Source organism: Nocardia sp. NPDC005978 (assembly GCF_040614455.1).
In the GTDB taxonomy this organism is placed as follows: Bacteria; Actinomycetota; Actinomycetes; order Mycobacteriales; family Mycobacteriaceae; genus Nocardia.
This window is the reverse complement of sequence record NZ_JBEXUS010000054.1, coordinates 34,835-53,395: the sequence shown is the minus strand read 5'-3', so window position 1 is coordinate 53,395 and position 18,561 is coordinate 34,835. Positions and strand designations below refer to the sequence as shown.

At 70.9% G+C, this 18,561-nt stretch carries 12 protein-coding genes and 1 pseudogene; 10 read left to right on the top strand and 3 right to left on the bottom strand.

What is annotated here, in order from left to right:
- From ABZ319_RS23615 to ABZ319_RS23605, 3 genes and pseudogenes are all read left to right on the top strand, one after another.
- Nucleotides 1-1,846, top strand: a pseudogene (locus tag ABZ319_RS23615) (hypothetical protein); the annotation flags it as partial.
- 773 nt (nt 1,847-2,619) lie between these two features.
- Nucleotides 2,620-4,464, top strand: coding sequence for a dynamin family protein (locus tag ABZ319_RS23610; protein ID WP_354988630.1), 1,845 nt, complete (start codon nt 2,620-2,622; stop codon nt 4,462-4,464).
- A gap of 476 nt (nt 4,465-4,940) precedes the next feature.
- Nucleotides 4,941-6,641, top strand: coding sequence for a dynamin family protein (locus tag ABZ319_RS23605; protein ID WP_354988629.1), 1,701 nt, complete (start codon nt 4,941-4,943; stop codon nt 6,639-6,641).
- 261 nt (nt 6,642-6,902) lie between these two features.
- Here the strand turns inward: ABZ319_RS23605 and ABZ319_RS23600 are convergent, their stop codons facing one another.
- Together ABZ319_RS23600 and ABZ319_RS23595 are read right to left on the bottom strand one after the other, a co-directional pair.
- On the bottom strand, nt 6,903-8,063 hold the full coding sequence (locus ABZ319_RS23600; RefSeq protein ID WP_354988628.1) for a zinc-binding dehydrogenase: 1,161 nt from the start codon (nt 8,061-8,063) through the stop codon (nt 6,903-6,905).
- Nucleotides 8,064-8,183: 120 nt separating this feature from the next.
- Nucleotides 8,184-9,674: an MFS transporter gene (locus ABZ319_RS23595; RefSeq protein WP_354988627.1), complete on the bottom strand. Its 1,491-nt coding sequence runs from the start codon at nt 9,672-9,674 to the stop codon at nt 8,184-8,186.
- Between the two features lie 112 nt (nt 9,675-9,786).
- On the opposite strand from ABZ319_RS23595, the gene ABZ319_RS23590 reads away from it, so the two are divergent.
- The 3 genes from ABZ319_RS23590 (at nt 9,787) to ABZ319_RS23580 (ending at nt 12,370) form a co-directional block, all read left to right on the top strand.
- Entirely contained in the window at nt 9,787-10,293 is a 507-nt protein-coding gene (locus ABZ319_RS23590) for a MarR family winged helix-turn-helix transcriptional regulator (RefSeq protein ID WP_354988626.1), read from the top strand.
- Between the two features lie 72 nt (nt 10,294-10,365).
- Nucleotides 10,366-11,238 carry a haloalkane dehalogenase gene (locus tag ABZ319_RS23585; RefSeq protein ID WP_354988625.1) on the top strand — a complete coding sequence of 291 codons (873 nt, stop codon included), beginning with the start codon at nt 10,366-10,368 and terminating at the stop codon, nt 11,236-11,238.
- A gap of 103 nt (nt 11,239-11,341) precedes the next feature.
- On the top strand, nt 11,342-12,370 hold the full coding sequence (locus ABZ319_RS23580; protein ID WP_354988624.1) for an RNA polymerase sigma factor: 1,029 nt from the start codon (nt 11,342-11,344) through the stop codon (nt 12,368-12,370).
- Between the two features lie 113 nt (nt 12,371-12,483).
- Here the strand turns inward: ABZ319_RS23580 and ABZ319_RS23575 are convergent, their stop codons facing one another.
- Nucleotides 12,484-13,389, bottom strand: a complete 906-nt coding sequence (locus ABZ319_RS23575) for an LLM class flavin-dependent oxidoreductase (RefSeq protein WP_354988623.1) — start codon at nt 13,387-13,389, stop codon at nt 12,484-12,486.
- A gap of 397 nt (nt 13,390-13,786) precedes the next feature.
- On the opposite strand from ABZ319_RS23575, the gene ABZ319_RS23570 reads away from it, so the two are divergent.
- From ABZ319_RS23570 to grpE, 4 genes are all read left to right on the top strand, one after another.
- Nucleotides 13,787-14,854 carry a DUF1707 domain-containing protein gene (locus ABZ319_RS23570; RefSeq protein ID WP_354988622.1) on the top strand — a complete coding sequence of 356 codons (1,068 nt, stop codon included), beginning with the start codon at nt 13,787-13,789 and terminating at the stop codon, nt 14,852-14,854.
- 11 nt (nt 14,855-14,865) lie between these two features.
- The gene (locus ABZ319_RS23565; RefSeq protein ID WP_354988621.1) at nt 14,866-15,645 is read left to right on the top strand and encodes a DUF1707 domain-containing protein; all 780 of its coding nucleotides are present in this window, start codon (nt 14,866-14,868) and stop codon (nt 15,643-15,645) included.
- Nucleotides 15,646-16,048: 403 nt separating this feature from the next.
- Nucleotides 16,049-17,887 (top strand): molecular chaperone DnaK, encoded by a 1,839-nt coding sequence (gene dnaK / locus ABZ319_RS23560; protein ID WP_354988620.1) that lies wholly within the window; start codon nt 16,049-16,051, stop codon nt 17,885-17,887.
- A complete protein-coding gene (gene grpE / locus ABZ319_RS23555) occupies nt 17,884-18,489 on the top strand; it encodes a nucleotide exchange factor GrpE (RefSeq protein WP_354988619.1) in 606 nt (201 codons plus the stop codon). The genes dnaK and grpE overlap by 4 nt, the downstream gene beginning before the upstream one ends.
- The last annotated feature ends 72 nt before the right edge of the window (nt 18,490-18,561 follow it).

Here is an 18,561-nt window from a genome sequence, read left to right as displayed (position 1 = left end):
TCGGCGGCGAGATCCATCCGAAGCCTCCCTCGTCGATGAACGGCTGATCCCGGTCGAACGTGCGGGACCCGGGTCGAACATGCGGGATCCGGGTCCGAGCACCCAGGCGGCGGCGGGCGTCGACCTCGCGCTCGGCGCGGGCACCCAAGCCGCGAGCGGTGTGGATCTCGGCCTCGGAGCCGCAGCCCAGGCCGCGGTCGGCGCGGGCGCCACCCTCGATGCCGTCGTGGACGTGGCAGCGGGTGCGGCCACCGGCGTGGGTGCGGTCACGAATGTCGGTGCACAGCTCGGAAGCGGTGTGGAGACCGGCCTTTCCGCCGGATTGGGTGCGGTGACCGGTGTCGGTGCCGATCTCGCCACGGCCGTGGACGCGGTGGCTGGCGTTGGTGCGGGTGTTGACGCGGTGGCTGGCGTTGGTGCCGGTCTCGGTGCGGGTGTTGACGCGGTGACCGGCGTTGGTGCCGATCTCGGTGCGGGCGTGAATGCGGTGACGAGCGTAGGAGCCGGTCTCGGCGCGGGCGTCGGAGCGGTGGTGGATGCGGGCACTCAGACGGCTGCGGGCGTCGGCGTCGGGGCTGGCGCGGGTCTCGATGCGGGCGTGGGCGCGGCTGCGGACGTGGCCACCGATCTGACGGCCGGTCTCGGGGCGGCCGCCGACGCTGGGGCACAGGCTGGAATCGGTTTGGAGACGGGCCTTTCCACCGGGCTGGGAGCAGTCGCGGGTGCAGGCGCTGACCTTGCAGCAGGGCTGGTCGGTGGTGTCGGCGCGGGTGCGCAGGCGGCGGCCGGCGTGTCCGCCGGGGCCGATGCGGCTGTCGGCGCGGGCGCACAGGCAGGTGCGGGTGTCGGCGGAGCCGTGGATGCGGCCGTCGATCTCGCGACCGGTGTCGGCGCGGCTGTCGGGGCGGGGGCCGATGTCGGGGCCGCCGCGGCCGCACAGGCCGGAAGTGGTGTGGAGGCGGCGCTTTCCACCGGCGCGGGCGTGGCGGCGGGAGTCGGCACGGCCGTCGATGCGGCGGTCGGCGCCGGAGCCGGACTCGGTGCGGGCGTAGCCGCCGGTGTCGACGGGATCGCCGACGCAGGTTCGGCGGTCGGTACCGGGGCCGACGCGGCTGTCGGAGCCGCTGCTGGGCTCGGTGCGGGCGTGACGACCGGCGCGGCTGCGGTCACCAATGGGGTCGCCCAGGTCGGAAGTGGCTTGGAGACGGGACTTTCCGCGGGCGTCGGGGCGGTGACCGGTGTCGGCGCGGGTCTCGACGCCGGTGTAGAAGCCGCTGTCGGTGCGGCCGCCGGGGCGGATGCGGTGGCCGATGCCGGTGCTCAGGTCGGGAGCGGTTTGGAGACGGGGCTTTCCGGCGGGGTGGGGACCGTTGCCGGTGTCGGCGCGGGAGTCGACAGTGCGCTGGATTCGGCTGTGGACGGCGGGGCGGGACTGGTGGGCGGACTCGGTGCGGCCGCCGACGCGGGAGCAGGGTTGGGTGCCGATCTGGGAGCGGGGTTGGCCACGGGCGCGGACGTCGGTGCGGGGCTGAGTGCGGCCGCCGATGCGGGGTTGGGGCTGGGTGCGGGTGTCGACGCGGGGTTGGGTGCGGGTGTCGGGGCGGATGCGGGGGCGCAGGTGGGGAGCGGGCTCGAGACCGGGTTGACCGGGGTGGGGGACGCGGTGACGGATTCGGGGTTGGGTGGTGGGGTCAATCCCTGGGCGGGACTGGATGTTTCGCAGGCGTTCGGGGAGGGGGCCTCGGGGCTGGACGCGGGGCTGTTCGGGGACGGCGGGGTGGACGGCGGCACCGAGCTGGGGAGCTTCGCGGGCGGCGACATCGTCGGGGACATGTTGCATTCGTGACCGATGGTTCGGACCGAACGAAATCGACGGGCTTCTCGAAGGTGGTGTGATTCGCGGATGTTGCAGCAGGCGAACAGGTGTCGTGGTGCGCTGCTCGGGAGGGCGCATCACGACGGGAACTCGGGTTCGTGGTCTGCGGATCGCGGTGGCCGGGCCGGGCAGGCGCTCCCGGCCACCGCACACCGCCGAAATTCCAGCACTCCCGGTTTCGCCTCCGGGGGACCGACCGAGTGGGTCCTGTCTTCCGCTCGGCGGCAAATTGCCCTCGCCGCAGCGCCGCAGCGGCGCGGCCGGGCACGCGCCGCGGTCCTCGCGGGCCCGCCGGTACGTCGCGAAGTTGCTGCCGTGAACACGTGGAGGATGCCTGTTGACTGCCTGGGCGGGCAGGCGTCCGTGATTGTCGGTGGCCGTCGGAACGTCCGCGTCTCTGTGACCGGCGGCCCGGGGCCGAATACGCGAGCGGGCAGGCTCGCAGGCCGAGACATAGGCGCGCGGCAAGCACAAAGCGCGGGACCGGCATTGCGCTCGGTGCCGGTCCGCGCTGATCGCGGCCACGGTACGCCGGGTTCATGCGCACCCGGCGTGCGCTCGCCAGGAAACAGGAGCCGGGAGGTGTGGGCAGTGAAAGATAGCCGCTATCAGGGGGTTCGAGCGGGTTCGACCGGCTCTGCGCTGGTCGTCGTCGTTCGAGGCCGGGATGCGTGGGTGACGTCGGATGTCAGCAGTGGGCGGGGATCTGTTGTTGGGGAGCGGAGTTGGGGAAGGGCGGAGCGGTGAGCTCGGACGTGGTGGGGGCGCGGGGGTTGTTGGCGGTGTTGGGGGAGGCCGTGGGGGTTGCGCGGGAGGCGGGGCGGGGGGACCTGGTGGGGCGGCTGGGGACCGTGGCGGGGCGGGTGCGGGACCCGCGGCGGCGGATCGTGGTGTGCGGGTTGGGGAATCAGGGGAAGAGCCGGTTCGTCAACGCGTTGATGAACTCGGAGATGTGTGTGGTCGGGGACGACTCGACCGGGGTGGTCGCGGTGACGCTGTCGTATGGGGAGCGTGAGCGGGTGGAGCTGGTGGTGGCGGGGGCCGAGGGGGAGGAGCCGGGGCGGGTCGAGGTGGCGGTGGGTGAGTTGGGGGCGGTTGTCGCCGGATCGGGGGCGGCGCGGGGGCGGATCGTGCTGGGGGTGGAGGTGCAGACGCCGAATCGGCTGCTGGCCGACGGGATCGTGGTGGTGGATACGCCGGGGCTGGGGGCGCACGGCGGCGGGGGCGCGGCGGCGGTGCTCGGGTGTGCGCCCACGGCGGACGCGGTGCTGCTGGTCAGCGACGCCTCCACCGAATTGACCGAGCCCGAGGTGGAACTGCTGCGGCAGGTGCGCGAATTGTGCCCGGCGACAGCGGTGGTGCTCGGCAAGGTCGATCTGTATCCGCATTGGCGGCAGGTGTTCGAAGCAGACCGGGGGCATCTGGAAGCCGCGGGCCTGGAGGTTCCGATCCTGCCGGTGTCGGCGGTGTTGCGGGAGCATGCGCTGCGGTTGCAGGACGAACAGCTCGGGCGCGAGTCCGGCTTCGGGCCGGTTTTCCAGTTCCTGCGCGAGCAGGTCGTCGCGCGGGACGAAGCCGCTCTGGCTCGCGCGGCGGCGGTCGACATCGCTTCCGCCACCGAGCATCTGGCGCTCGCGCTGGGCAGTGAACTCGTGGCGCTGCGCGATCCCGAGCGCGGCGCGGCCGCCATCGGCGAACTGCATGCCGCCAAGACCGCCGCCGAGCAATTGCGCAGGCGCACCGCGGTCTGGCAGCAGACCCTGGGCGACGGCATCACCGACCTGGTCGGCGACATCGACCACGATCTGCGTAATCGCCTGCGCGACATAGCCCGCACCGCCGAGGACTGGATCGACGAGAACGATCCGGGCAGGCACTGGGACACCGTCGAGGAATGGCTCGCGGGCACCGTCGGCACCGCCGTCGGCGACAATCTGCTCTGGACCCGCACCCGCGCGGTGCGTCTGGCCGAACGGGTCGCCGAGCATTTCGCCGAGATCGGCGCGGTCGATCTGCCGGACGTGCGAGAAACACTGGACGGCAACGGCTCTCGCTCGGGCGCCTGCACCCTCTCGGATCTGGAGCCCGATCTGGGCCTGGGTCACAAACTCCTGGTGGGGGTGCGCGGCTCCTACGGCGGCGTGGTCATGGCCGGCCTGGCCGGCACCCTCGCCGGCCTGTCCCTGGTGAATCCGCTGTCCCTGGGCGCGGGTCTGATATTGGGCGGCAAGGCCTTCCGTGACGACAAGCAGGCCCGCCTGCTCAAACGCCGCGCCGACGCCAAGATCGCCGTCCGCCGCTACCTCGACGACGTCGCCTTCCACACCGCCAAGGAGACCAAGGACCGCCTGCACCGCATCCACCGCCTGCTGCGCGACCATTTCACCGCCGTCGCCGACCGCACCCTGCGCTCGCTCGACGACTCCCTGCGCGCCGCCCAGGAAGCCGCCACCCTCGAGGCGACGGCCCGCACCACCCGGGCGACAGCCCTCGAACGCCGCCTGCACGCGGTCGCCGACCTGCGCCGCCGCGCCGACGCCCTGCTCACCCCCGCCCCACCCCACGCGGCGCTGCCACCCGCCTCCTGATCTGTCCCGCGGCCGGCAGCGCATCGCATCCCGCTATGAGGGCGGGCGGCACCGGGATCACCGGCGGCAGCGGGCGCACGACACGGTCATCGCGGCCGCTCCTGTTCCACAGGCATACGCGCACCTGGCGGCGACCGCGCTGTAGGTCGACGCTCGCTCGCCGGATGCACCGCGGCCTCACTCAGCGGGGCAGCGGCCGGGGTTCCCCACCTTGCGGCTCGCCCGCCGGAACCCCCCGGTCGCCGCCTGCCACCCAACCCGACGCGGCCACGTCGTGGAAATCGCGCCGCCACACCGCGGTCGGCGGCACACTCGTGCACGGGTCCGCGGACGCCGCACGATCTGCGAGCGCCGGGCCCGGCGGGTTGCGTGCGCACGACATGCGCGGAATCCACAGCCCCGTTCGCCCCGTTCGCCGGGGTTGCTAACAGGGAGGCCGGTTCGGGCGACAGGTTGGCGATGCGTGGAGGTGCGGAGTGGACGGTGTGAGCGGCGGGTTCGGGCTGGGGGCCGAGACCCGTGGATTGCTGGCGGCCGCGCGCCGGGGTCTGGGCGAGCGCGCCCGCGCCCAGGTGGAGGCGTGCGCGCGGCGGATGGACGAACCACTGCGGGTGGCGCTGGCCGGGCAGTTGAAGGCGGGCAAGTCGACGCTGCTGAACGCGCTGGTCGGCCAGGACATCGCGCCGACCGACGCGACCGAGTGCACGCGCCTGGTCACCTGGTATCGCCACGGCGTCGCACCCAGGGTCACGGCCCACTCCGGTGACGGCGCGCGCGCCGATGTGGTGGTCCGCCGCTCCCGCGGCGTGGACGGACTCGCCGGCGCGCACGGCCTGACCTTCGACCTGGACGCCCCGCGCTGGAATCCGCCGGGCGCGCGCGAGGTCGATCACCTCGAAGTGCACTGGCCCTCGGCCGAACTCGAGCGCACCACGATCGTGGACACCCCCGGCATCTCGTCGCTGTCGCGCGACGTGTCGGCCCGCACCTCGCGGCTGCTGACACCGGGCGCGGACAGCGCGCCCCTACCGAGCGCGGACGCCGTCATCTATCTCCTGCGCCGCCTCGACTCCGCGGACATCGACTTCCTCGAACGCATCGGCGCGGACGCGGGATCGGATCGGAACGGGGCGTCCGTGTCCGGCGCACATGCCTCGCACACGCCGAACGCGCTCGCGCCGCACGCCCGGCCCGGCGGCGGCACCGCGCACGGCGGGCAGGCTGCCGCGCCCGCCGCGCACAACACCCGCTCGGCAGCACCGCTCGGCGTGATCGGCGTGGTGTCCCGCGCCGACGAGATCGGCGCGGGCCGCCTCGACGCACTGCACTCGGCCCGGGACGTGGCCGCCCGCTTCGCGGGTGAACTGGAGCGAACCGGCCTGTGCCAGTCGGTGATTCCGGTGGCGGGCCTGCTCGCCTTCGCCGCCGCCACCCTGCGGCAACGGGAATTCGCGGCGTTCGAGGCGCTGGCCGCCGTCCCGGTGGACGATCTCAGCCTCGCGCTGCTCTCGGCCGACCGTTTCGGCCGCCCCGACCTGTCGCTCCCGGTGCCCCCGGAGCTCCGCGTCCACCTCGCCGCGCGCTTCGGACTCTTCGGCATTCGCCTGGCGGTCACCCTCATTCGGCTCGGCGTGCGCGATTCCGCCGCCCTCGCCGCCGAACTCACCCGGCGCAGCGGACTCGACGAGCTGCGCACCGTGCTCGACGTGCAATTCGCCCAGCGCGCAGAGGAATTGAAGGCGCATTCGGCGCTGACCGGCCTGGCCCGCATTCTCGCCGCGCATCCGGGCGTGACCGCCGACGCCCTGCTGCCGCGCGTGCGCACCCTGCTGGCGGATGTGCACGGATTCGCCGAACTCCGCCTGCTCGGTCACCTGCGCACCGGCGAATTGCCGCTGCCCCCGGCCGATCTCACCGAACTGCACCGGCTCATCGGCGGCGCGGGCGTGGCCACCCACCTGCGCCTGGACCTGCCCGCTCACGCGGACCTGCCCACCCAGCGCGCGTCGGCGCTGGCGGCGGTGCAGAAATGGCGGGCGCGCGCCCGCCATCCGCTCGCCGACCAGTTCCTGTCGAACGCCTGCCTGACCGCGGTCCGCAGCGCCGAGGGCCTGCTCGACGTGCTGCACGAGCCGCCCACCACACCGTTCGCCCGAATTCAGGGCCACAACGGCTGAGACTGTGCCGGACTGCGCCGTTCGCTCTCGCGACCGCGGGCAGGCGCTCGCCGATCGGGCCCGAGTCGCCGACCGGATGTTCCTGCCGGGCGCGAACGACGCCGCGCCCCGAGTGCGCGACGACGCCCCGGCGACCGGACCCGAAACCGCCGCCCGCCCCGCCGCGCGACGCGAGTCAGATACTCGGGCAGCCGGACTCGGGCCGCAGCCCGGTACCGGGGCCCGGGTCGCCAGGCCCGCGCGCGGGCCCGGGCCACCGGCTCACGGCGCGATCGCCGTGCTGCGCGGATCGATCAGGATCTTCGCGTGCGACTCCGGTGACGCCAGTGCCGAATACGCCGAATCGACCCCGTCCAGCCCGACCGTCCCGGTGATGAGCGGCGCGGGATCGACCTTGCCCTCGGCGATCATGTGCAGGGTGTCGCGGAACTCGCCCGGGTCGTAGCCGAGCACGAAGCGCAGCTCGATCTCCTTGTTGATGGCCATGGCCGGATGGATCGCGTCCGATTCCATGCACACCCCGACCACGATGATCCGCGACAGCGGCGGGGCCGCGGTCAACAGCTGATCGATCATTCCCGGCACGCCGACGCATTCGAAGATGACCGGCCCGGCGGGGCCCTTGTTGAACGTGTGCGCGGCCCGGAACACATACCACCAGGGCACATTCGGCAGCCGCCGCAGTTTCTCCATGGCGTCGAAACCGAGGTTGAGCACGTCGGTGACGCCGCTGATCCCGGATTTACGCGGCGCGGAGGTCCACGGGGAATCCACCCCGGGATCCACGACCACGTCGGCCCCACAGCGCGCGGCCAGTTCCCGCCGCCTGGGCGAGAAGTCGCTGGCCACCACGGTCCGCACCCCGGACGCCTTCAACATGGAGATGACCGCCAACCCGATCGGCCCGCAGCCGATGACGTAGGCCGTCTGCCCCTTCTCGATCCGGCTGCGCCGCACCGCGTGCCAGGCCACCGCCATCGGTTCGGTCAGCGCGGCGTGCTCGGCGGACAACCCGTTGGGCACCGGGAACGTCATCGATTCCTGCACGAGCACCTGTTCGGCGTACCCGCCGGGCGCCGCGGCCGAGAGCCCGGTCAGGTGCGGCTGGTCGCCGTGCCGCAGGATCGGCAGCGACACCACCCGGGTGCCGGGCTTCCAGCGCTTGCGCGTCTTGGGCCCGTAATCGACCACCTCGCCGCAGAATTCGTGTCCCATCACCACGCTCTGGTCCGAGCGCATGAAATGCTCGTACCCGGTGGCGACGGCCATATCGGCCAGCTCGTCACAGTGCAGTCTGGCGTGCAGGTCGGATCCGCAGATGCCACAGCGCAATACATCGACCAGCACCTGCCCGGCTCCCGGGGTGGGTGTTAGCAATTCCGACACCCGGAACTCGCCCTTGGTTACCGTCACCGCGCGCATCAGCTGACTCCTGTCGAAGTTCGTGGACAGTTCGAATTGTTCTCCCTCACCGCCCCGATAATGCGAAAACAGCCCACGGTTTCGGCATTTCGCCGGAATTCGCGGGCTGTTTCGCGGTTTTCAGGCCGGGGTCAGCTCCTCGGCGCGCACCTGGTCGGCCTGCGGCGCCAGCCGCGTGTCCCGGGGCAGGGCGAAGAATCCCAGGCACACCGCGACCATCAGGCCGATACCCCATTTCAGGGTGTAGTCGAAGGCGTGCGCGAAATTGGCCGCATTGGACTCGGGGCTCGTCACCACGGCATTGTCGAGCTGTCCGAAGAACACGATGCCCACCAGCGCCACACCCAGCGCGAGCCCCAATTGCTGACCGGTATTGAGCAGCCCGGACGCGGCGCCCGCCTCCCGGTCCGGAATCTGGCCGAGCAGCATATCGATGGTCGGCGCGACCACGAATCCGAAGCCGATACCGGTCACGATCAGCGGCAATACCATTTGCCAGGAAGCGAATCCGGCACCATATTCGACGCCCATCCACCCGTACAGCGCGAAGCCCGCGGCCACGACGACCCCGCCGCCCACGAGCACCCAGCGGCCGAAGCGCGGCGCCAGCACGCTCACCGAGACGCCCGCCCCGATGCCCGCGCCGACCGCGAAGAACATGGCGGTCAGCCCCGCTCGCATGGGCGACCAGCCCAGCCCGGCCTGCATGAACAGCGTCCAGATGAGGAAGAAACCGCCGAAGCCGATCCAGAACAGCAGCCAGCCGCCGAGCCCGACGGTGAAGGCGCGGGACCGGAACAGATCGAGGTCGACCAGCGGTGAGCCGACCGTGCGCGCCCGGCGCCGCTCGTAGGCGATGAACACCGCGAACACCGCGGCGGCCGCGCCGATCATGAGGAAGGTCCACGCGGGCCACTCGAGCCGGCGGCCCTCGGCGAGCGGATAGACCAGCAGCATGACCGCCGAGACGGCCAGCACCATGCCGGGAATGTCCAGGCGCGGCGCGATCGGGGACTTGGAATCGCGCATGACGATCGACGCCGCGGCGAACGCGGCGATGCCGACCGGGATGTTGACCAGGAAGATCGGCCGCCACCCGAGATCGAACAGATCCCACTGCACGAGCACCCCGCCCAGCGACAGCCCGACCGCGGACGCGGAACCGCCGACGGCGCTGTAGATGGCAATCGCCTTGGTGCGCTCGGCTTTCGGGAACGTGACCCGGATGATGGCCAGGATCTGCGGCACCATGAGCCCGGCCATGGCGCCCTGGACGAAGCGCGAGGCGATGAGCATGGCCGGATCGGTGCTGAGCCCGCAGGCCGCGGAGGCGAGGGTGAAACCCGCCATGCCCAGCAGGAACAGCCGCTTGCGGCCGTAGATGTCACCGAGCCTGCCGCCGGTGATCAGGACGGCGGCGAAGGACAGGACGTAGGCGGCGATGATCCATTCGATCTGCGCGTACTCCGCGTGCAGATCCTGCTGAATGCTCGGCACGGCGACGTTGACGATCGTCACGTCGAGCAGATCCATGAACCCGGCGGCCAGGACTACGGCGAAGGCTATCCAGCGGCGGGGATCGAGGGTTGTCGGAACGGTGTCGGATTCCACGGCGAGCTCACTTCGATTCGGTGGGGTGTTGGCGACTCCTCAAACTATGCACATGAAGTGATTATCACGCAACAGGGCAATCCATATTGGTGCCTTCCTGTAGGCTGGGGCGGTGACCGCTCCCGACCTCTCGCCGCTCGCCGCACATCCGGCGTTCCTGCTGGGCCAGCTGGGTTCGCACAGCGCGAGCCGTTTCGGTGAACTGCTGGCGCCGCTGGGCATCAAGCCGCAGCACCACGGCATGCTGCGGATCCTGCAGGCCAACGACGGGCAGTCCCAGCAGCAGCTCTGCGAGGCGCTCGGCATCCACCGCAACGTGATGGTCGGCCTGGTCGACGACCTCGAGAAGCGCGGCCTGGTCGAGCGCCGCAGGCATCCGGCGGATCGGCGCGCGCACGCGGTGCATCTGCTGCCGGCGGGTATCGAACTGCTGGTGGAATCGGCCCGGATCGCGACCGAGCTGGACGCCGAACTGCTTGCGCCGCTGGCGGAATCCGAGCGGGCGGTCCTCGTCGCGCTGCTGCAGCGGGCGGCGGTCGGCAACGGGCTGACCCCCGGCATCCATCCCGGATTGACGGTCGATCGCCCGGCCGCCGAGAACTGTGACACGGGTCACTGACGAGTCCTGTCACAGGCGGCGCCGGTGAGTGTCCAACCGGGTGAAGGCAATTCACTCGGAAGGACGAACACCATGGCAACCGTCGACGTACTCGACTCCTACCTCGCCTACACCGACGCCGGCAGCGGTGCGATCCCGGTCGTGTTCCTGCACGGCAACCCCACCTCGTCCCACATCTGGCGCAACGTGATTCCGCACGTCACCGGCGAAAACCGCGCGCTGGCACCGGATCTGATCGGCATGGGCGACTCCGGCAAGCCCGAGAGCGACTACCGCTTCGCCGACCACGCCCGCTACCTCGACGCCTGGTTCGACGCGCTCGGCCTGGACCGGGTGGTGCTGGTCGGGCACGACTGGGGCGGCGCGCTCGCGATGGACTGGGCCGCACGCCATCCCGGGCGGGTGCGCGGGCTCGCGGTGGTGGAGACCTTCCTGCGTCCCATGAGCTGGTCGGAGATGCCGCCGCAGGGCGCGGAACTGTTCCGCCGCTTCCGTTCTCCGGAAGGGGAGGAGATGGTGCTGGAGAAGAACATGTTCATCGAGTTCAACCTCCCCGCCTCCACTCGCAGCCTGTCCCTCGACGCCCTCGAGGCGTACCGCAAGCCGTACCCCACCCCGGCCTCGCGCAAGCCGATGCTGGTGTGGCCCCGCGAGTTCCCGCTCGATGGCGAGCCGGCCGACGTGGTCGCGATCATCGAGAACTACGGCCGCTGGATGGCCGAATCGCCCGAGGTGCCCAAGCTGGTCATGGGCGTGGAACACGGCGTCGGGCTCGGTTCGGCCGAGGCCATCGCCTGGGCGGAGCGGACTTTCGCCGCCGTCGAGACCGCGAACATCGGCCCGGCCGGACATCACTGCCCGGAGGATCAGCCCGACGCTATCGGGACCGCCGTGGCCTCGTGGATCGAGCGGCACGCCCTGACCGCGGTGCGGGCGGTAGCCTGATATCGCCGTGGCAGGGCCGATCACGGGGCCGGAGCACAGCTTCGCCCCGTGATCTCCGCCGAAGGTCCTTGCGCGCGGGGGCCGGCTTGCACAAGCTGGCGGTATGTCGATACAGCCCGGCGCTCCCGAACCCGCGGCGCCGGACGGCCGTTCGCTCGGTCACCCGCCCGCGCGCGACTCGGCTCCCGATGGGGCGAGCGAGCCGGATGCGGTCGCGGGTGCACTCGATCGGGAGTCGCTCGCCGTCGAGCGGCGGCGCGCCGCTGCCGAGCGTGGGCCGGGTGATGCGGACCGCGGGCCGGACGCCGCCGAGCGCGATCTGGTCGCGCGGGCGGTCGCCGGGGACCGGGCGGCGGTCTCGGACGTCGTTCGGTTGCTGCGCGATCCGATCTATCGGCTGGCGCTGCGCATGGTGTGGCGGCCGGCCGACGCCGAGGACGCCGGGCAGGAGATCCTGCTGCGGGTGGTGGGCAGCCTGGGTACGTGGCGGGGCGAGGCCAAACTGCTGACCTGGGCGTACCGCATCGGGGTCAACTACCTGCTGAATCTGCGGCGCAAGACCACACAGGAGGCGAATCAGGTCAGCCTGGACGAATTCGGGGCCGACTTGCGGGACGGCCTCGCCGAACAGGATTACCGGGGACCCGAGGCCGTGCTGCTCACCCACGAGGTGCGGCTCACCTGCACCCAGGCCATGCTGCAGTGCCTGGCCCGCGAGGAGCGGATCGCCTTCGTCCTCTCGGAGATATTCGAACTGAGCTCCGCCGAGGCCGCCTGGATCGCCGACGTCACCCCGGCCGCCTATCGAAAACGCCTGGAGCGCGCCAAGAAACGACTCGGCAACTTCCTCACCGCGAACTGCGGGCTCGCGAATCCCCAGGCGCCCTGCCGGTGTTCGCGCCGGGTGGACCGGGCGCTGCACCTGGGACGCGTGAATCCGCGCGAGCCCGTGTTCGCCGCCCACCCGATCACCCCGGACGGGCGCACCGTCGCCGAGGCCGAACGGCAGATGGTCCGCCTGCGCGACGCCGCCGCTGTCCTCGGCGCGCACCCGGACTACGCGGCCCCGCGGGCGCGCGCCGACGCGATCGCCGCGATCCTGGAATCCGGCGGTTTCCCGCTGCTGCGCTAGCGGTTCGCGGCGGTGGTCCGGACACCGGGAACCCCGGGCGCGGTGCGGGTTTCGGACCGCGCGCCGGGTGAGCTGCCCGATGTCCGGCGGCGCGTGTACGGAATCGCGCGGCCCTATCCGGCCATGGCCACTTCGCCGAGTCTTTCGCGCACGGCGGGCACGACGTCGCGGGCGAAGCGCCGGACCTGATCCACGTCGAGGCTCGGCGGCCAGAAGATGAAGGTGTCGAAGCGCGCGTTCCGGTGCAGGGCCGCGATGATCTCCGCCCACTCCGCGGCCGAGCCCCGGATCGGATCGGCGCCGCGCGGTCTCGGATGCAGGGCGCGGTCGCCGATTTCGCCGGGCAGGGCGGCCATGCGGGTGATGGCCCGCGGATCGCGGCCCGCCGCCAGCGCGGCGCTGTCGATGCGATCCTGCGCGTTGCGCCACTGCTCCCACGGCAGCCAGGCCGGCAGGGGCGCGACCCAGCCGTCTGCCGCGCGGCCGATGAGATCGAGGGCGCGCGGGCCGATGGCGCCGAGCCACAGCGCCATCCGGTGCGCGGGCGCGGGTCCGCCCGGCAGCCCGGCCACCGTGTACTCGGTGCCGCGCACGGTGACCACCTGTCCCGGTCTCCAAGCGGAACGAATGATCTCCATACCTTCCGACAGGGCTCTCAGGGCGGCCGCGCCGCGTGATCGCGGGCCGCCCAGGGCCAGCGCGCCCTCCTCGAAAGCGCCCGTCCCGACCCCGAGTTCGAAGCGCCCGCCGCTGATCAGGTCGAGGGTGGCCGCCTGTTCGGCGAGCATCGACGGCCGCCGCAGCGGCATGGTCGCGATTCCCGAGTACAGCGTGATCCGGTTGGTCGCCGCCAGTGCCGGTCCCAGGACCCCGAAGGCGTCCCCGTGCTCGGGGGCGTACGGATGATCCTGAATGCCCACCAGATCCAGGCCCTCGTCCTCGGCCGCCCTCGTCATATCCAGTACATCCGCCAGCGCGGTTGCCACGGGCGGGATAGAGATGCCGAACCGCACTCCCATCTGGCCTCCTGAGCTGGGCTGACAACTGAGCTAGATCTTTTCCCAGACCGTCCGAAAGCCGGGTATTTCGGACACTCCGCGTGTCTGATTCCCGGGCGAGTCGCGTTGCGGGCCGCCCGCGATCGGCCGCGCCCCGCGCAGTTGCCGTGCGCGGGTGGAGGTTCCGCGTCCGGACGCGGGTTCGCCGGGCGCGCGCACCCGCGCCCGGACACGCAGTCGCCGGGATGCACGCCGCTGTGCCGGACATCGATCGCTCCATGCGCTGCCCTGCCCGGGATCGCCGTCGTCGTGGTGTGAGCGAGCATTCGGGCGTGTTACGGCGGGGCGGCCCCCGCCTCGACGGGCCGGGCCGGGCTTCGGCGCGCCCGAGGCGGGCACGGGCCGCTACCATCCGCTTGTGAGTGCGAGATCGGCCGATACGTCGGGTTCTGCCGGCACCGGGCGCATGCGGGCGCGGGACGTGGACCGCGTGAACGTCCGGGCGCGGCTCGACGCCGCCTACGAGGAGGGGCAGCTCGGGGCGGCCGAGTATCACGACCGGTCCGAACGAGCCAGGGATGCAAGAACACTGGGCGAACTCGACCGGCTCGTCGCCGATCTGCAGGCCACCCCGGGCGCGACCCAGACGCGGGTGCCCACCGCGCGGCCGAGCCGGCGCGGCAGCGGGTATCCGCCGCGGACCCGCGCGCGGGACGAGGACCGGGCCGCCGCCTGCGCGCTGCTCGACGCGGCGCTCGGGGACGGGCAGCTGCGCGCGGCGGATCACCGCGCGCTCACCGAACTCGCCGGCGAGGCCAAGAGCCTGGGTGAGCTGGCCGACCTCACCGACGACCTCCAGCGCCCGGTCGGCACCCCGGCCGATGCCCGGCCGCCGACGTCGGTGCGCGGCTACTTGTTTCCGGTCGCCATGGTGACGGTCAGCCTCGTCGCGGCGGTCGGCGCGTTCGTGTGGGCGCATCAGCCCGAGACCCCGCCCGCGCCGCCGCCGGCGGTGGAGCTGGGCGCGATCACGCCGAAGATCATCGGGACGCCGAACTTCACGACCGGCGCGGGCATCGCGCAGTTCCGAGACGACTACCGCGCCAAGTTCGGCACCACCCTGGTGGACGAGGTGTCCTTCTTCGAGGCGCACATCTCGGTGACGCAGTCGCCGCAGCCGAATCGGATGGCCAAGTACACCTATCGCAGCGGCTTCGAATTGAGCACCGCGCCCGCGGTTCGGCAAACCACCACCGCGACAGCGGATCTGGCCGAGATCGACACCGCGGCGCTGGACAAGCTGCTGGCCGAGGCCCCCGCACTGCTGAAGGTCGAGAACGGCGCGGTCACCCATATCGGGTTCGAGCCGCAGCGCGGCGGCCCACCGGTGCTCAGCGTCTACGTGGACAACTCCTTCGAGGAGCGCGGCAATCTGACGGCCACCCCCGCCGGTGCGATCCTGCGGACATCCCCTTTCAAGGGTTAGGCGAGGCGACGATGGTTTCTCAGCATTCCGGCCTGCGGGTCCGTGACTCCGATCGGGTCGACGCCTGCTCGCTGCTCGATTCCGCCCGTGCCGCAGGCGAATTGAGTGAATCCGAACATACCCAGCGCACCGCCGCCGCGATGCGAGCGCGCACCTTCGGCGATCTCGACGCGCTCATCTCCGATCTCCAGATTCCGCGAAACCTGGTGGACGCCCCGCTGATTCGGCCCGAACGGCGACTGCCGCGGCGGCGCTGGATCGCGGCCGCGGGCACGGTGGCGGTGGCCGCGCTGCTCGGCTCGTTCTTCGGCTGGGTGAGCGAACCGGATCCGCCGCGCACCGCGCGCACCGACGGCACCACCGGTCAGGGCTTCGGCAGCTTCCTCGCCGCCTACCGGGCCGAGTACGGGGACTCCCCGGTCGACGACGTGACGCTGTACCCGGACTACGTGCGGGTGGACCGGCCGATCGAGGGCAATCGGTCCGAGGACCTGACCTACCGCGACGGCCGTTTCGGCAACTCCTCGACCGGTTCGCGCAGCGGCAGTACCGAATCGTTCCAGCTCACCGATATCGACGTGCGGGCGATCGCCGCGATCCTGGCGGGCGCGCCGCAGACCCTGCGCGTGCCCGGCGGCGCGATCAGTCATGTCTCTATCCACCGTTCGCCCGGCGCGACCGATCAGAGCCCGGTGGTGACCGTCTACGTCACCGACGGCACGCAGCAGGGGCATATGGACATCGGCTTCTCCGGTGAACCGCGCGAGGTGTTCCCCGAAGACGGGAAGTGAGCCCGGGGCGCGCAGCCCGATGACGCCGGCCGGGTGGTCCGCCCCGGCTCGCGGACCCCGGTCTACCCGGGCGCGCTCACCCCGAGCGCGTCGAAAGTTGCGCGTCCTTCGATCACAATCCGGACCCGAACCCTGGTTAGAGACCGTTCGGTATGCACACAATGGCACTCGGCCCGGCGTCCCGGGATTTTTTTCGAGCCCGGGAATACATCTCCGAAGCCGCTCGTTGGTGCAGATCAGACACAAGTTGAGCGAGTTCGACTCAAGTTAGAGTTGCATCCGATAGACAATCGATGCAGGATTGAGCTGACCACGCTCAGTGTTGCTGTGGACCATGCCCCGCCGTACCGCGGGAGCGAGGTCCAGTGGCATGGACGCAGGTAATCAACTAGGAGGAAACACCATGGCTCGTGCGGTCGGTATCGACCTCGGGACCACGAACTCGGTCATCGCCGTTCTCGAAGGCGGTGAGCCGGTAGTCGTCGCCAACTCGGAGGGTTCGCGCACCACCCCGTCGATCGTCGCCTTCGCCAAGAACGGCGAGGTTCTCGTGGGTCAGCCCGCGAAGAACCAGGCGGTCACCAACGTCGATCGCACGATTCGGTCGGTCAAGCGCCACATGGGCGAGGACTGGACCGTCGAGATCGACGGCAAGAAGTACACCCCGCAGGAGATCTCCGCGCGCACGCTGATGAAGCTGAAGCGCGACGCCGAGGCGTACCTCGGTGAGGAGATCACCGACGCGGTCATCACCGTCCCCGCCTACTTCGAGGACGCGCAGCGCCAGGCGACCAAGGAAGCCGGCCAGATCGCGGGCCTCAACGTCCTGCGCATCGTCAACGAGCCCACCGCGGCGGCGCTGGCGTACGGCCTGGACAAGGGCGACAAGGAACAGTCCATCCTGGTCTTCGACCTCGGTGGCGGCACGTTCGACGTCTCGCTGCTCGACATCGGCGAGGGCGTCGTCGAGGTCCGCGCGACCTCCGGCGACAACCACCTCGGTGGCGACGACTGGGACGAGCGCGTCGTGACCTGGCTGGTCGACAAGTTCAAGGCGTCCTCGGGCATCGACCTGACCAAGGACAAGATGGCCCTGCAGCGCCTGCGTGAGGCCGCGGAGAAGGCCAAGATCGAACTGTCGTCCTCGCAGTCGACCTCGATCAACCTGCCCTACATCACGGTCGACGCGGACAAGAACCCGCTGTTCCTCGACGAGCAGCTGACCCGCGCCGAGTTCCAGAAGATCACCGCTGATCTGCTGGACCGCACCCGCAAGCCCTTCCAGTCCGTCATCAAGGACGCGGGCATCGCCGTCGGCGACATCGATCACGTTGTCCTCGTTGGTGGTTCGACCCGTATGCCCGCCGTGTCGGAGCTGGTCAAGGAACTGACCGGCGGCCGTGAGCCCAACAAGGGCGTGAACCCGGACGAGGTCGTCGCCGTCGGCGCCGCCCTGCAGGCCGGCGTGCTCAAGGGCGAGGTCAAGGACGTCCTGCTGCTCGATGTCACCCCGCTGTCGCTGGGCATCGAGACCAAGGGCGGCGTGATGACCAAGCTCATCGAGCGCAACACCACGATCCCGACCAAGCGGTCCGAGACCTTCACCACGGCCGACGACAATCAGCCGTCCGTGCAGATCCAGGTCTTCCAGGGTGAGCGCGAAATCGCTTCGCACAACAAGCTGCTCGGCTCCTTCGAGCTGACCGGCATCCCGCCGGCCCCGCGTGGCGTGCCGCAGATCGAGGTCATCTTCGACATCGACGCCAACGGCATCGTGCACGTGACCGCGCGTGACAAGGGCACCAACAAGGAAAACACGATCAAGATCCAGGACGGCTCCGGTCTGTCCAAGGAAGAGATCGATCGCATGGTCAAGGACGCCGAGGCGCACGCCTCGGAGGACAAGGCCCGTCGCGAAGAGGCCGAGACCCGCAACCAGGCCGAGTCGCTGGTGCACCAGACCGAGAAGTTCATCAAGGACAACGAGGACAAGGTCCCGGCCGACATCAAGACCAAGGTCGAGGCGGCCATCGCCGAGGCGAACGAGGCGCTCAAGGGCACCGACATCGCGGTCATCAAGTCCGCGGTGGAGAAGCTCGCGACCGAGTCGCAGGCGCTGGGCCAGGCCATCTACGATGCCTCGGCGCAGGAGCAGGGCGCTTCGGCCAACGGCCAGGGCGCGCCCGACGCCGATGACACCGTCGTCGATGCCGAGGTCGTCGAGGAGCCGGAGAAGAAGTGACGAATCCGAACCCGGAGCAGGAACCGAATACGGTCTCGGGTGAGGTAGGCGAGGCCGCGGCGGAGGAATTCGCCGCGGCTTCGGCCGCAGATGCGCTCGCCGAGGACTCCCTCGCCGACGCCATCAGCGCCGAACTCGCCGAGCGCACCTCGGACCTGCAGCGGCTCACCGCCGAATACGCCAACTACCGCCGCCGCGTCGAGCGTGACCGTCAGGCCACCATCGACAACGCGAAAGCGACCATCGTGAGCGAATTGCTCCCGGTGCTGGACGATCTCGACCGGGCGCGCGCGCACGGCGATCTCGAGAACGGCCCGCTCAAGTCGGTGGCCGACAAGCTGGTCACCGCCCTGCAGAAGCAGGGGCTACAGGACTTCGGTTCGGAGGGCGAGCCTTTCGACCCGACCCTGCACGAGGCCGTGCAGCACGAAGGTTCCGGGCACGACCCGGTACTCGGCATGGTCATGCGCAAGGGCTACCGCTTCGGCGATCGCGTTCTGCGGCACGCACTGGTCGGTGTCACCGACTCGGTGGCGGATCTGAACGGCGCCGGCGCGCCGGACTCGGCGAACGGCGGTCCCGATGCCGCTGGCGTCGAGTAATACGACAGCGACCCCGACCGGGGTCCGGACACCGGTTCCGGTGTCGATCGAATCGAAAGGAGGGGATGCCCG